The organism is Staphylococcus caprae (assembly GCF_002902725.1).
Taxonomy (GTDB): Bacteria; Bacillota; Bacilli; order Staphylococcales; family Staphylococcaceae; genus Staphylococcus; species Staphylococcus caprae.
The window spans coordinates 1-15,078 of sequence record NZ_PPRT01000006.1 but is presented as its reverse complement, the minus strand read 5'-3'; the positions used below and the strand labels follow the sequence as shown (position 1 = coordinate 15,078).

The window sequence follows — 15,078 nt, the reverse complement described above, 5'->3', positions numbered from 1 at the left end:
TAAGCCAACGGGTCCAGACACGGATACACCTTGGGACTGATTTTTATCATAAGCTATAGCTAAACGTTGAAACTACTGGTAAACTCACTTTAAGAGGGTGAGTTTAAGAAAAAAGGAGCAAACGCATGAAAAGAAGCGAAAAATATGCGGATTCTTATAATGATCAACGTAGTGAAATGCGAAGACCTCATTATAATACGTATTATCAACCAGTAGGTAAACCACCAAAAAAGAAGAAAACTAATAAAATCATTTTAAAAATATTGTTCGTCGTCATTATCGTGTTTGTTTTATTTTTAGGTTTGATGTATTTCTTATCTTCAAGAGCGAATGTTGATGATTTGAAGTCAATTGAAAATAAAAATAGTTTCGTACCTGCAGATAACATGCCTAATTATGTTAAGGGCGCATTTATATCGATGGAAGATGAACGTTTTTATAAACATCATGGTTTTGATTTAAAAGGAACAACACGTGCATTATTTTCAACCATTAGTGACCGAGATGTTCAAGGCGGTAGTACCATCACACAACAAGTAGTCAAAAATTATTATTACGATAATGAACGTTCATTTATGAGAAAGATTAAAGAATTATTTGTTGCGCATAAAGTTGAACAACAGTATAACAAGAACGAAATTTTAAGTTTTTATGTGAATAATATTTATTATGGTGACAATCAGTATACGGTTGAAAGTGCAGCAAATCATTATTTTGGTACAACAGTGAATAAAAATAATCAAAGTATGCCACAAATAAGTGTATTACAAAGTGCCATTTTAGCGAGTAAAGTGAATGCGCCTAGTGTATATGATGTCAATGATATGTCTGAGAATTTTAAAAACCGTGTTAAAGCTAATTTGGAAAAGATGAAACAGCAAGATTATATTACAGACGCACAATATAAAGAAGCTATGTCACAATTAGGAAATTAATTACAAAATCAAGCACCTGCTTTCTACAGAAAATGATAGAGCGCAGGTGTTTATTTATATCGTTACATAATGGTTCTCAAAAAAGGCATAGTTGTTTATGAATATGTAATAAATGTGCCATAATAATGGTAATTCATGTTTAAAACATTTTCAGGAAAGGGAGGGTGAGACGTGCCTAAAGTTACAAAACTTGAAGTTCAGAAAAAGAACAAAGAACGATTTAACTTATATTTAGACGGTGTATTTGAAATGGGTATTGATATCGATACGCTCGTTAAATTTAATTTAAAAAAAGATCAAATACTTGAAGCGGCTGATATGGAACAAATTCAAAAATACGATCACTATAGACGTGGTGTAAATATGGCGATTCAGTATTTATCTTATAAAAAACGTACTGAAAAAGAAGTTCGGCAATACCTAGAAAAAAATGAAATTTCTGAAGATGCAATTGAGCAAGTGATTGATTATTGCTATAAAGAAAAGTTTATTGATCATGAAGATTATGCTGAAAGTTTGAAAAACACAATGATTCGTACGACAGATAAAGGACCAGAAATATATAAACAAAAGCTTTATCAATTAGGTATTGAACCTAAAATCATTGATCACTATACAGCGCTTTATGAACAAGAACAACCTCTTGAAGATGTCATTAAAGTAGGCAATAAAATAATGAAAACGAAGAAGGGACCTGAAGTTAAAGTAAAACAAAAAGTTTCACAAGCTTTAATGCAAAAAGGCTTTACATTTGAGACAATCCAGGTTGCGATGTCTGAGCTCAACTTTTCCCAAGATGAAGAGACATTAGATAATTTATTGCAACGTGATTTAGAGAAAGTCTATAATAAAAATTGTAGAAAATACGATGGTCAAAAATTAATGATGAAAACCATTGAAGCGCTTATGAGAAAAGGTTATAAGTATGATAAAATTAAAACAAAATTAGAAGAAAGTGGTATTACAAATGGTACAGAAGAAATTGAGTGAGATGTCAGAACAAGAATTAAGACATGAAATTCAGACATATAAAGAAAAAATGCGTAAAGCTGAAATGAATGGCATTATGAATGAATACGATGTGTACCAAAGTAAAGTCATCATTGCAGAAAGTTATCTGGTTGATCGTAATAAAGTTGAAATAGGAAAGATTTATAAATTAAACGATGGCAGTGAACAATACTTCAAAGTAGAAAGACTGAAAGGTGTTTTTGCTTGGGGGTTCAGAATTAAAAGTAGTGAACCAGAAGAAGGTCTACCATTAGCATTATTAAAAATTTAGAAGGATGTTTAATCAATGGGAAGCTCAATTGTATTAAGGTTACTTAAAGTGACACATTACTATAGAAATAAAAGCTCAAAGAAATGGTATCTGCCCTTTGGATATGATGCAGAAGATATCAATTTAAATAATATCTCTTTACATATTTATCAAGGTGAATCACTTGGTATTATTGGTGAACCAGGATCCTCGAAGACGTTAATTGGTAGAATTTTGAGTGGGACTGTTAAACCTGATAAAGGGAAAGTCATTCGTACTGAGAATCTATTTTACGGAGATATGGAGCACCGTCATGTTACATATCAAACTGTTCAAGATTTTGTAGACAGCGCTGTGCAATTATTTCCTTACAAAGTAAATGACCATAAGGCAGAACAAATCATTCAATGGGCACATTTAGGAGATAAAGCGAAGACAAGTATTTCAAATTTATCTCCAACTGAGTATGCTCAATTATTACTGAGTATCGCCCGTTCTTCTCAAAATAAAATCATCATCCTTAGCCACGTATTGACACATTTAGATGATGTATTCTTCAAAAGAGCAATTGAATTATCAGATGATTACATACAAAGTAACCAAACATTAGTATTGATTGATAATGATATAGACAAGATTAGTGAAACAGCTAACTATATCACTTGGGTGTCTCATGGACAAATTCGTAAAGAGGGTTCGCTAAATCAAGTTTTACCTGTGTTTAGAGAACATGAAAAGGACCGTCAAAGTATTGATTCTAAGACGCAATTGGAAAGCTTCGATTTAGACTGGAAGAAAAGCCGTACACGTATACCAGAAATGACGTATAACTTTAAGAGAATTGAGCGCTATAATCATGCTAAGCCACCTGTCTTTTTAGTAAGGTTCTGGACATTATTTGCGAGTTTCTTAATCGGTCTAGCATTGATGGGGGTATTACTCTTCAACAATTTAGGCAAAGTTCATATTTCTGAAAATAATACCCAAGCCGCAATACAAAACCAAAGCAAAGATCCATATGAAGATAAATTAGCTTATGGCCTTGCGCTTGATGGTTCTACAACATTAAAAGGTACAAAGAATACGGAATTACCTAAATATGGATTAGCGACAATTACAGGTGAGAATAGTAAAAAATATCGAATAGAAATGAACCAAAAGACGTATACGGTTGGAAAAAGCGACTTATTCTATTTTAACCCAGCTGGTTTATATGAATCACACAGTTTTAAAAAGCTTTCACCTTATATTAAAACCAACTATAGTACATACATAGAGTATTTCAATAGTCATTTACACCAAAAGCATGACAAAGTTACGAAGACCCTTGTTCCAGAGAAAGATAGTCGTTATGTCGTACCAATCACTCAACAACCGATTAAAATGATTTTCGGAGATGAAGATACACTTTCAGGATTTGTGGTACCTATGGAACATAAAACAGAATTGAAGAAAAAATATAATATAAAAAAAGATGTATGGATTACGAAATCTGGCAATGGTTATTTCATAGCAGATATGAAAGATAATAAATGGATATATATTGAATTGTAGGTGTGAAAATGATAGATAATATAATCTTATACTTTAAAAACTTGCCACATCTGATAGGTTACTGTACTCAACGGATAAAGCAAACTTGGCATTGGTTTGTCATTAGTTTTGTAATAGGTCTTGTGTTTATTTTAGGTTTAGAAGGCATCTTCAATTTGAATCATAATACGGAATTGGTACAAGTGCGTTGGTTATTCAGAGTAACAGCGCTTGTTGTCTTTGGGCTTATAGTGTTTTCTATATACTTAGGCTATAAATATTATAGAAAAGATTATATGGTAATGAAGTCTTTCCATATTTCAGCTGTCACACCGTTAATTGTCATTGCGTTGATGACTTTAGTGACGATGTTAGTTCTTGGTTTAATTATCGCATTTTTAAAGCCTGTTAATTTTGATACTTCAATCTTTGCGTTTATTTATTATAGCGTCATGGCAAGTATATTTATTGTAGTTGCAGCTGTCATGTGTGGTTTATTACAATTCATTGTTAAACGATTTCATCTGCTATACTTAATTGCTAGTGCGATTTGTTTCTTTATCGTGCCGATATTATTTATACCTAAGACACATTCAACAATAATTGAACATATATTAATGTTGAATCCAGTTTATTATCTTGTGAATGGTAGTGCAGAGTCGGTGGTATTTGGAGCAGTAAGTATGAATAATATTCCGTATCATATTTATTTTATTTTCCTTCTGGCAATCATGTGTGTGATAAATTATGCGCTAGTTCGTCACATTGCTTTTGATAAATATGATAGTCAAGTTACTTTGGGTGATAATGACACTTCAAAAGCTATCGAACATGAAGATGAAGATAAGAAGAAAGATGAGCATTTCAAAGGTGAAAATGGACGTCATGATGGTAGCGTGAAAGGACATACCGCTCGTAACGTAAATGATAATGATGGTAACCGTTAACGTTAAGGTGAATGGTGGTTTGAAGGTAAGTGGTCAATGGTCATTTGAAGGAATGTGATCATTTGCAAGTTAACGGTAATTTGTTAGCGTATTGAAGATAGGTTAATCATATATTTGTTTACACTTTGAAAATACTTAGACATTAAGTGTTTAGATAAATTTATATAAAAGCCAAGGCACCCCTTATCATTGGTTGGAGGAAGGGGTGCCTTGGTTTCTTTGTATGTTATTGTGAGTATAGTTTGCGTTGTAGTTTGTCTTCGCTGAAGACCCAGCCGATGTAGGAGTGGTCGATTTCGTTATCTTGCGTTAAATGTGCTATTGCGACGAATGAGTATCGACCATTGTTAAGATATCTTAAATCCATTAATCGTATTTCAGTTGCACCATCTTCTAAAGGTGTTGTTTGCCAACGATAAATAGAAGAGAAATTTAAGAAAGTAAAGATATCTTTGTTTCCTTTTACTTTCCATAGTAATGTGTCTGGCGTCATAGATTGACGTTTTACTTTATCAGTAAATTCAACGTCTTTCCAACGTGCAGTACCTACATAATCATGTTGTTCAGTTTGAATCGCAACACGCCAAACATGAAATTTGATTGTAGGGGCGACAAAGACTTTCACAGCATTATGCGAACGATCGATATGTTTGAGCGCTTCTTTTTTAATTGTTGCTTGCATCATGAAACGCACGATATAATAAACGACTAAAATTGCGACAATAGGAAAGAAAGCAAGATAAGGATGAACACCAACAATCCAAAGTAAGACGCCAATACATAGTAGAGTGAAGATAATTGGATCAAAGGTGCTTATCACACTTAGTTGTATCCACTTATTTGTAATAGGTCTTAGTGCCTGAGTGCCGTATGAATTAAATATATCTACAAATACGTGTAAAAAGACGGCAAGTTGTGCCCATAGCCACACGTGTAGTGGCTCAGTATGATTAAAAATCACAAATATTAGAAATGTTATTAAAATCGGCCATAAAATGGTAAAAGGTATAGAATGTGTAATTCCTCTATGATGGGAAATATAGGTCGCGTTATCCTTTAATTTTAATACTGTATCGCCATCAGGTATTAATGAACCTGCTACTAATGTTGTAGCAGTAGCTGCAAATGAGCCTGCCATAACTGGATCTTGAGTAGCTAACGCAGTGAGACCCACACCCATAACAATGTGCGTGGCTGTGTCCATAATTGTTCACTCTTTTCATCTTTATTTAATATATATTATAATCTAAAAGTCACAATAACAAAATTAACTTACTTCAATCGATTATTGTTTTTAAAAGTAAAGACTAACATCAAATGAATCAAAATTGAAAGAGTAAAGAAAGGATTAATTGCATGTATCATAACGAATCTTTTAAAAAGAATATTGTAGATTGGTTTGAGAAGAATCAACGGGATTTGCCATGGAGAGAAACGACAAACCCTTACTATATATGGCTGAGTGAAGTAATGTTGCAACAAACACAAGTCAATACAGTTATCGATTATTACTATAGATTTATTCATCGCTTCCCGACAGTTGCAAGTTTAAGTGAAGCTCATGAAGATGAAGTGCTAAAGTATTGGGAAGGTTTAGGCTATTATAGTCGAGCTCGAAATTTCCACACTGCTATTAAAGAAGTTGAAGGACAATATGATGGTGAAGTCCCTTCTGATCCAGAACTTTTCAAAAAGTTAAAAGGCGTAGGACCTTATACACAAGCGGCAGTGATGAGTATCGCATTTGATCAACCGCTTGCAACTGTTGATGGCAATGTCTTTCGTGTATGGTCAAGGTTGAATAATGATGACCGTGATACGAAGTTACAATCGACGCGTAAAGCATTCGAGCAGGAATTAAATCCTTATGTACAAGAAGCCTCAGGGACATTTAATCAAGCAATGATGGAGTTGGGTGCATTAATTTGTACTCCGAAATCACCATTATGCCTATTTTGCCCAGTTCAAGAAAATTGTGAGGCTTTCCACGAAGGGACCACACAGGAACTTCCTGTAAAAACAAAAAATATTAAAAAGAAAACAGTAAATCAAAAGGTTCTACTTATTAGAAATAGTAAAGGACAATACCTTCTTGAAAAACGTCAAGAAAAATTATTAAATGGTATGTGGCAATTTCCTATGAGAGAAGAAAGTGATGCAGATGCGCAACTTTCTGATTATCTTGGATTACGTGTTCAATCTTTAGAAGAACCTATTTATGAACTTCGACATCAATTTACGCATATGACTTGGAATATTAAAGTATATAGTGTACCTGAGACACATGACATTCCAGATGATGAATTGCCTTCAAATATGAAATGGTTTGATTTAGATGATAGAGAGGCTCATACTTTTCCAGTTTCAATGGATAAAATATACCGTTTCATAGTGGGATAGATGTGTTGATTCACTTATAGTGGAAGCGCCTTTATTTATTAAGCATGTAAATTAAAATATGATATAATCTAAATGGCTAAAAATATTAAAGGTGGTGTGGAGTATGGTTAAGGAATCCATACCGAAAGAAGGAGAATCAATTAAGATTCAAAGTTACAAACATGATGGAAACATTCATCGTGTGTGGTCGGAAACAACAATCTTAAAGGGTACTGATCATGTGATTATAGGTGGAAATGATCACACGTTAGTGACTGAGAGTGACGGGCGTACATGGATTACTAGAGAGCCGGCAATTGTATACTTCCATTCAGAGTATTGGTTTAATGTTATCTGCATGTTTAGGGAAGACGGCATCTATTATTATTGCAATTTATCATCACCTTTCGTGTGCGATGAAGAGGCACTTAAATATATTGATTATGATCTGGATATTAAAGTTTATCCAAATGGTAAGTATCATTTATTAGATGAAGATGAGTATGAACAACATATGAATCAGATGAACTATCCTCATGATATTGATGTGATTTTAAGAAGAAATGTTGATATCTTACAACAATGGATAGAACAGAAGAAGGGGCCATTTGCGCCAGATTTTATTAAAGTATGGAAAGAACGTTATAAAAAGATTAGAGATTATTAAGCAAAATAGATGTAATACATGAAGCAATGCTTTATATTGTTAAAGGTGTTAAACAATAAATCGTATTCATGATTTAAATGTATTACAATCTTGCAATGAGACTATTCCACCATTATAAAGAATGACTTAACATCGTAATATAAGCTTGTATAGTATTTTAAATCAGAGGTTGAAACATTATCATGACGTGGCTTACAAATAGTGGTAAGCGATTGAAATGTGTTCAACCTCTGTTCATTTTTGATAAATAAAATCTGCGTGCATCACAGGGGGTAAATACGCATGATTAAACGATATTTAAAATTCGTTCAACCGTATAGATATCGTATTATAGCAACAATTATCGTGGGTATTATCAAATTCGGTATACCTATGTTAATTCCATTGCTTATTAAATATGCGATTGACGGCGTGATTAATAATCACTCACTTTCAAATAGTGAGAAATTCAGTCATCTCGGTGTGGCGATTGGCATAGCGCTATTTATATTTTTAATTGTTCGACCACCCATTGAGTATATAAGACAATATTTAGCTCAATGGACAAGTAACAAAATTTTATATGATATTCGTAAACAATTATATAATCATCTACAGGCATTAAGTGCACGTTTTTATGCTAATAATCAAGTGGGACAAGTCATTTCTCGTGTCATTAATGATGTAGAACAAACGAAAGACTTCATCCTTACAGGATTAATGAACATTTGGTTAGATTGTGTAACAATTATTATCGCTCTATCAATCATGTTCTTCTTGGATGTGAAATTGACAATTGCAGCGATATTTATCTTCCCATTCTATATTTTAACGGTCTATTTCTTCTTTGGAAGATTAAGACAATTAACTCGCGTACGTTCACAAGCGCTAGCAGAAGTTCAAGGATTCTTACATGAACGTGTTCAGGGTATGTCTGTGATAAAAAGTTTTGCAATTGAAGATAATGAAGCGAAAAACTTCGATCATCGAAATGGTCACTTCTTAAAGCGTGCTTTCCAGCACACACGATGGAATGCATATTCCTTTGCAGCAATTAATACTGTTACAGACTTAGGGCCAATCATTGTCATTGGTGTTGGCGCTTATTTAGTGATTAATGGCTCTATTACTGTTGGTACTTTAGCAGCTTTCGTAGGCTACTTGGAACAACTTTTTGGACCATTAAGAAGACTTGTATCATCATTTACGACATTGACCCAAAGTTTCGCCTCAATGGATAGGGTATTCCAATTGATGGACGAAGATTATGATATTAAGAATGGCATCGGTGCACAACCTATCGAAATTAAAAAAGGTCAAATTGATTTGAATCATGTGAGCTTTAAGTATAATGAAAATGAATCAGAAGTGTTACATGACATTAACCTTACAATTAATAAAGGTGAAACAGTGGCCTTTGTTGGTATGAGTGGTGGCGGTAAATCGACACTCATTAGTTTAATACCTAGATTTTATGATGTAACTGCTGGAGAAATAAATATTGATGGAAATAACGTTAAAGACTTCTTAACTGGCAGTTTAAGAAATCAGATAGGACTCGTACAACAAGACAATATTTTATTTTCAGATACAGTGAGAGAAAACATCTTGCTAGGTCGACCTGACGCGACGGAAGAAGAAATCGTCGAAGCGGCTAAGATGGCAAATGCGCACGACTTTATTATTAATTTACCTGAAGGTTACGACACTGAAGTTGGAGAACGAGGTGTGAAACTTTCCGGCGGTCAGAAACAACGTCTTTCTATTGCTAGAATCTTCTTAAATAACCCACCTATATTAATCTTAGACGAAGCAACGAGTGCACTTGATTTAGAAAGTGAAGCCATCATTCAGGAAGCACTTGATGTATTAAGTAAAGATAGAACAACCTTAATTGTGGCACATCGTCTATCTACGATTACACATGCTGATAAGATTGTTGTTATGGAAAATGGACAAATCGTGGAAACGGGTACACATCAAGAATTAATTGCGAAAAAAGGTGCTTACGAACATCTATACAGCATCCAGAATTTATAATGAGAATGATGCAACTTTAGCGCTAATATAATTATTTATAAACAAAACCACCTTTATTCTATGGTTGATTGTAGAATAAAGGTGGTTTTGTCATATGTTACAAATCAAAATCTTCCTCGGAAATATCAATGTCTGAATCTGAACGATGATAAGTGAAGAAACTTAATCGAATTCTATCTAAATGTTCAAGGTGATATCTGTATTCCTCTATTGCTGCAATAATCTGCATCATATTACCATAGGAATAACGAGTTTGATGAGGATTGTTTATTAATTCTTGTTGGAAGGCATCCATCAAGTTTTTCTTTTGTGGATTATCTACTTCGTAATCTAGCTGTGTAACATCATATTTTGCCTTTTTAGATAGACTTTTATAAATTTGTTCATGAACTGCAACTAACGAATCCAATTCAAGTTTAATTTGTAATAATAATTGATTGTTAAGTTGATGTAAGTCATTTTGAAAACGTGACATACGATTTAATACTTCATAGGCTTGTCTAGTCGTTCTTACTACTTCTTTAAATAGTATCTTCTTTCTATTCTGTTGATAGATATGCTTCTTAGTTAAAGGTTTTTCTTCATTATAATAATCATAGATTTGCTCTAATTTAGTGATACGTGAGTTAAGTTGTGAACAGTCTTGCTTAATATTATGAAATTCTGAAGTATCATTAAGCACAAGTTTAAACCACACAAAGATATCAGATGAAATATTCATTGAGTTGTAATAAATTTTGGTTTCAAATTTTGGAGGTAGAAATACTAAATTGACAATTGAGGAACTTAGTACACCTATCATTACGAGAGCGAATCTAAAAAATGCCGCTACATAGAAAGAACCAGTGTGTTGCCCCATAATTACTAAAGCAGTCACACTTGCTAGGGTAGCAACGTGGGCTAGGTTAAATTTGAATAGAATTGCGATTAATAAGATAACCGTAACGCCCATTATGATGAAGTTATTACTAAAAATAGTTACCATGGTCACGGCAAGTATGGCACCAATAATATTACCTATGGCTTGTTCTGAAACAGTTTTAATAGAGCGATAAACACTGGGTTGCATCGCTACAACTGCACTGACACCAGCGAGTGCTTTCAGACCAATATTTGCCGGAAGTAAAGAAGCGATAGACATAGCTAATATGATGGCTATACCAGTTTTGAAAATCCGAGCTCCTAGTCTCAAATATAACGCTCCTTCGATTTAATTTTGAATTATATAATTATATATTCTCATTCATTATTGTTATACACCGAGATGCTAAAATTTTCAAGTTAATACAAATGATCTTTGCACATTCTTTTTGAAAATTTTGTGATACAAAAAAGACCTCTGCCCGGATTGAGCAGAGGTTTGAAGTTAAGACTAGAGAAGGGGGATTATTTTTTCATTTGGCTAAATGCATAATCAGCGGCTTCGAGTGTTTGATCAATGTCTTCTTCTGTGTGTTCTGTAGTTAAGAACCAAGCTTCAAATTTTGAAGGTGCTAAATTAATACCTTGATGTAACATTAATTTGAAGAACTTAGCAAAGGCTTCGCCATCTGAATTTTCAACTTGTTCATAATGCGTAATTTTTTCATCTGTGAAGTACAATGTCAGTGAGCCATATATTCTATTAATTGTGGCTGTAATATTGTGTTTTTCGATTAATTTAAGTAATCCTTCTTCGAGGCGTCGACCTAATTGATCTAATTTTTCATAGACACCGTCTTGTTCTAATACTTCTAATAAAGCAATACCTGCTCTCATAGATAATGGATTTCCAGCCATCGTTCCAGCTTGATACGCAGGTCCTAATGGCGCAACATGTTCCATAATATCTTGGCGACCGCCGTAACCACCAATAGGTAAGCCACCTCCAACGATTTTACCGAATGCAGTTAAGTCAGGTTTAACACCTAATAAATCTTGGGCAGCACCATAATGGAAACGGAATGCTGTAATCACTTCATCGTAAATTACTAATGTACCATTATCATGTGAGATTTTATTCACTTCTTCTAAAAATCCTGGCTGAGGCATAACCATACCAAAGTTACCAACAATCGGTTCAACAAGTACAGCCGCAATTTCATCTCCCCAATAATCGATTGCTTCTCTGTATGATTCGATATCATTGAAAGGTACAGTAATTACCTCTTGAGCAACGCTTTGAGGGACACCTGCTGAGTCTGGAGAACCTAATTGAGAAGGACCACTTCCAGCAGCAACAAGAACTAAATCAGAATGACCATGATAAGATCCGGCAAACTTAATAATTTTATTTCTCTTAGTATAGGCACGAGCAATTCTGATTGTCGTCATCACTGCTTCAGTACCTGAATTGACGAAACGTATTTTTTCTAATGAGGGAATAGCTTCTCTTAACTTTTTAGAGAAATCAATTTCAAGTTCAGTCGGCGTGCCATATAGAACACCTTTAGCAGCTTGATCCTGAATTGCCTCAGTAATATGTGGGTGTGCATGACCAGTAATGATTGGTCCATATGCTTGAAGATAATCAATAAATTTATTGCCATCTACATCATATAAATAAGCACCATGACCTTCTTTCATCATAACTGGAGCGCCGCCACCAACTGCCTTATAAGAACGTGAAGGTGAATTAACGCCACCTAATATATATTCATTAGATAGTTCCTGAAGACGTTCGCTTTCAGTAAAATTCATATCTATCAACCTCTTTTAATTTAATATTTTCATCTAATATCGTATCATAAAATCAACATTATTAAGAAATAGGTGAGCATATGTTAAATAAAGGCGAACAATTCCCTTCATTTTCATTAGAAAATCAAAATGGAGAGGTAATTACTAATGAAACATTAAAAGGGCGTAAAGCAATCTTATATTTCTATCCAAGAGACAATACACCGACATGTACAACTGAAGCATGTGACTTTAGAGACCATTTATCGGAATTTAATGAACTTGACGTAGATGTTTATGGAATTAATGGAGATTCTAAAAAGAAACATCAAAATTTTATCGAAAAGCATCAACTTAACTTTGACTTATTAGTCGACGAAGATTATAAGTTGGCAAATGAAGTAGGCGTTTATCAATTAAAGAAATCTTTCGGCAAAGAAAGTATGGGTATTGTTAGAACGACGTTTGTGATTGATGAAAATGGATATATTATGGATGTTATTGAAAAAGTTAAAGTCAAAACTCAGATAGAGGAATTAAAAAATATCCTGGGGTGATTTAAGTGAAAATCGTAAGCCTGATTAGATTGAAAGATTTAGAAGATGAACTTATTAAAAAGTTTCCTAATGAGGAGTTCAAGTTTTATAAAAAAGCGGAAACCATTCCAACTGAAGATAGGGAAACATTAGATATACTCATTGGTTATGATGGAAGTATAGATGAAGCATTCATAGAAGAATGTAAAAATTTAAAATGGATTGCTTGGTATGCTACAGGAGTAAATAACCTTCCATTAGACTATATTAATGAAAGAGGAATTATCGTTACAAACGGGAGAGGCGTACAAGCTAAACAACTATCAGAGTATATTATTGCATTTATTTTAGATGATTATAAAAAAATGCGAACTTCATATGAGAATCAATTGGCACATCGATTTGACTCTAAATTGACAGGTCATAGGGTGAACGGTGAAACACTTTTATTTTTAGGCACTGGTGCTATTGCGCAAAAAACTGCGTATTTGGCCAAAGCGTTTGGAATGAAAATTGTCGGAGTCAGTAAATCAGGTCATATGAAAGATCACTTTGACGAAACATATACTATAGAAGAAATTGATAAAGTGATTGGAGAAGCAAATATTATTGTTAATTCTTTACCTGAAACGAATGAAACAATACACTTGCTTCAGAAACACCATTTTGAACAAATGAGAGACGATGCATTGTTTATTAATATAGGACGAGGTACTGTCGTCGATGAATCACTATTAATAGATGTTTTAAGAAATCAAATCATTAGACATGCCTATTTAGATGTATTTGAAAATGAACCGCTCGCAAGCGATAATCCATTATATGATTTAAATAATGTAACAATTACGGCTCATATCACAGGTAATGATAAGCATATTAATCGAGATGTTACAGCAATATTTGAAAAGAATTTAAAGCATTTTCTCAATAAGAATGATGTAATTGAGAATAGGGTGGACTTAAATAAAGGCTATTGACTGAAAACAATACGTACTTATTGACATTCATTATTACGAACAGTTATATTAATATTAAGTAATAATAATTATTAATTAGAAAGATGGTGAATTCAATGAGTGCGGATTTAGAGTCAATTGAACATGAACTTGAAGAATCAATTGCGTCTTTAAGAAAAGCAGGCATACGTATTACACCACAAAGACAAGCAATTATACGTTATCTCATTTCTTCACATTCACATCCAACTGCGGATGAGATTTACCAAGCACTTTCACCTGATTTTCCTAATATAAGTGTAGCAACTATCTATAATAATCTAAGAGTATTTAAAGATATTGGCATAGTTAAGGAACTCACATATGGTGACGCATCAAGTAGATTTGATTTCAATACACATAATCATTATCACGTTATATGCGAAAAATGTGGTAAAATCGTAGACTTCCATTATCCTCAACTTGATGAAGTTGAACACTTAGCACAACATGTTACTGACTTCGATATTACACATCATCGAATGGAAATTTACGGCACATGCAAAGAATGTAAAGAAAAAGATAATAACTAAAAACTTTAAACTAATGAACTAGGCAACTTCTCTTGAGAGGTTGCCTAGTTTTTCTGTATGAACTCATGTAATTGTGAGGCAATTTAGAAACAGATGATAAATGGATAAATGGGTGCGTAGAAAAAGCTAATTACACTATAAAGTCTAATTGTTCTTAATGAAGAAATTAATTCACTGATAAGGTAAATTTAACCTTAAAAACTCTAATAAATTGATTGACGATAGTCTTATTACTTGATACTATATAAAAGTCGTCAAAAACAGATTAATTAATTGAAAACTTTAAGTAAAAACCTTAAAGTTAATGTTAATAAAGTGTAATTTTGACTATTGAACTTTTAAACGAAACATTATAAGATATTATTTGTTGAATTAATTAACAAGAAACAAGAAATAAACGAAAGAATTTATTCTTGACTTATTAAATTGATTTAGATACAATAATGTATTGTAAGTGTTAAATGAACATTGAAAACTGAATGACAATATGTCAACGTTAATTCCAAACAAACAGTAACGAGAGTTACAAACTATTTAGTATTTATGAGCTAATCAAACATCATAATTTTTTATGGAGAGTTTGATCCTGGCTCAGGATGAACGCTGGCGGCGTGC

Annotated in this window: 14 protein-coding genes; 11 read left to right on the top strand and 3 right to left on the bottom strand. The window is 33.2% G+C overall.

Annotation, left to right across the window (positions count from 1 at the left end):
• The first annotated feature begins 125 nt into the window (after positions 1-125).
• The 5 genes from sgtB to CD155_RS01110 all read left to right on the top strand — a co-directional run bounded on the left by sgtB (position 126) and on the right by CD155_RS01110 (position 4,676).
• Positions 126-935, top strand: coding sequence for a monofunctional peptidoglycan glycosyltransferase SgtB (gene sgtB, locus CD155_RS01130; protein WP_103212300.1), 810 nt, complete (start codon positions 126-128; stop codon positions 933-935).
• Between the two features lie 171 nt (positions 936-1,106).
• Positions 1,107-1,925, top strand: a complete 819-nt coding sequence (gene recX, locus CD155_RS01125) for a recombination regulator RecX (protein WP_070873362.1) — start codon at positions 1,107-1,109, stop codon at positions 1,923-1,925.
• Complete coding sequence (locus tag CD155_RS01120) at positions 1,903-2,217, top strand: YfhH family protein (protein ID WP_002445497.1); 315 nt, start codon at positions 1,903-1,905, stop codon at positions 2,215-2,217. Before recX ends, CD155_RS01120 begins: the two co-directional genes overlap by 23 nt.
• 15 nt (positions 2,218-2,232) lie before the next feature.
• The gene (locus CD155_RS01115; protein ID WP_103212299.1) at positions 2,233-3,750 is read left to right on the top strand and encodes an ATP-binding cassette domain-containing protein; all 1,518 of its coding nucleotides are present in this window, start codon (positions 2,233-2,235) and stop codon (positions 3,748-3,750) included.
• Positions 3,751-3,758: 8 nt separating this feature from the next.
• Positions 3,759-4,676, top strand: a complete 918-nt coding sequence (locus tag CD155_RS01110) for a hypothetical protein (protein ID WP_103212298.1) — start codon at positions 3,759-3,761, stop codon at positions 4,674-4,676.
• A 226-nt stretch (positions 4,677-4,902) separates the two neighbouring features.
• Here CD155_RS01110 and CD155_RS01105 read toward each other — a convergent pair whose 3' ends face one another.
• On the bottom strand, positions 4,903-5,880 hold the full coding sequence (locus CD155_RS01105) for a metal-dependent hydrolase (RefSeq protein ID WP_103212297.1): 978 nt from the start codon (positions 5,878-5,880) through the stop codon (positions 4,903-4,905).
• A gap of 152 nt (positions 5,881-6,032) precedes the next feature.
• Here CD155_RS01105 and mutY point away from each other — a divergent pair, with 152 nt between their 5' ends.
• The 3 genes from mutY to CD155_RS01090 all read left to right on the top strand — a co-directional run bounded on the left by mutY (position 6,033) and on the right by CD155_RS01090 (position 9,741).
• Entirely contained in the window at positions 6,033-7,076 is a 1,044-nt protein-coding gene (gene mutY / locus CD155_RS01100; protein ID WP_103212296.1) for an A/G-specific adenine glycosylase, read from the top strand.
• A 103-nt stretch (positions 7,077-7,179) separates the two neighbouring features.
• A complete protein-coding gene (gene ntdP, locus CD155_RS01095; protein WP_002445505.1) occupies positions 7,180-7,722 on the top strand; it encodes a nucleoside tri-diphosphate phosphatase in 543 nt (180 codons plus the stop codon).
• Positions 7,723-8,004: 282 nt separating this feature from the next.
• Positions 8,005-9,741 carry an ABC transporter ATP-binding protein gene (locus tag CD155_RS01090; RefSeq protein WP_103212295.1) on the top strand — a complete coding sequence of 579 codons (1,737 nt, stop codon included), beginning with the start codon at positions 8,005-8,007 and terminating at the stop codon, positions 9,739-9,741.
• 97 nt (positions 9,742-9,838) lie between these two features.
• Here CD155_RS01090 and CD155_RS01085 read toward each other — a convergent pair whose 3' ends face one another.
• Positions 9,839-10,933: an FUSC family protein gene (locus CD155_RS01085; protein ID WP_103212294.1), complete on the bottom strand. Its 1,095-nt coding sequence runs from the start codon at positions 10,931-10,933 to the stop codon at positions 9,839-9,841.
• Between the two features lie 194 nt (positions 10,934-11,127).
• A complete protein-coding gene (locus CD155_RS01080; protein ID WP_103212293.1) occupies positions 11,128-12,420 on the bottom strand; it encodes a glutamate-1-semialdehyde 2,1-aminomutase in 1,293 nt (430 codons plus the stop codon).
• An 80-nt stretch (positions 12,421-12,500) separates the two neighbouring features.
• Between CD155_RS01080 and bcp the strand changes: the two genes are divergently transcribed.
• The 3 genes from bcp to perR all read left to right on the top strand — a co-directional run bounded on the left by bcp (position 12,501) and on the right by perR (position 14,463).
• Entirely contained in the window at positions 12,501-12,956 is a 456-nt protein-coding gene (gene bcp, locus CD155_RS01075; RefSeq protein WP_103212292.1) for a thioredoxin-dependent thiol peroxidase, read from the top strand.
• 5 nt (positions 12,957-12,961) lie between these two features.
• Positions 12,962-13,912, top strand: coding sequence for a phosphoglycerate dehydrogenase (locus CD155_RS01070; protein WP_103212291.1), 951 nt, complete (start codon positions 12,962-12,964; stop codon positions 13,910-13,912).
• Between the two features lie 95 nt (positions 13,913-14,007).
• The gene (gene perR / locus CD155_RS01065) at positions 14,008-14,463 is read left to right on the top strand and encodes a peroxide-responsive transcriptional repressor PerR (protein ID WP_037541849.1); all 456 of its coding nucleotides are present in this window, start codon (positions 14,008-14,010) and stop codon (positions 14,461-14,463) included.
• Positions 14,464-15,078 lie beyond the last annotated feature (615 nt).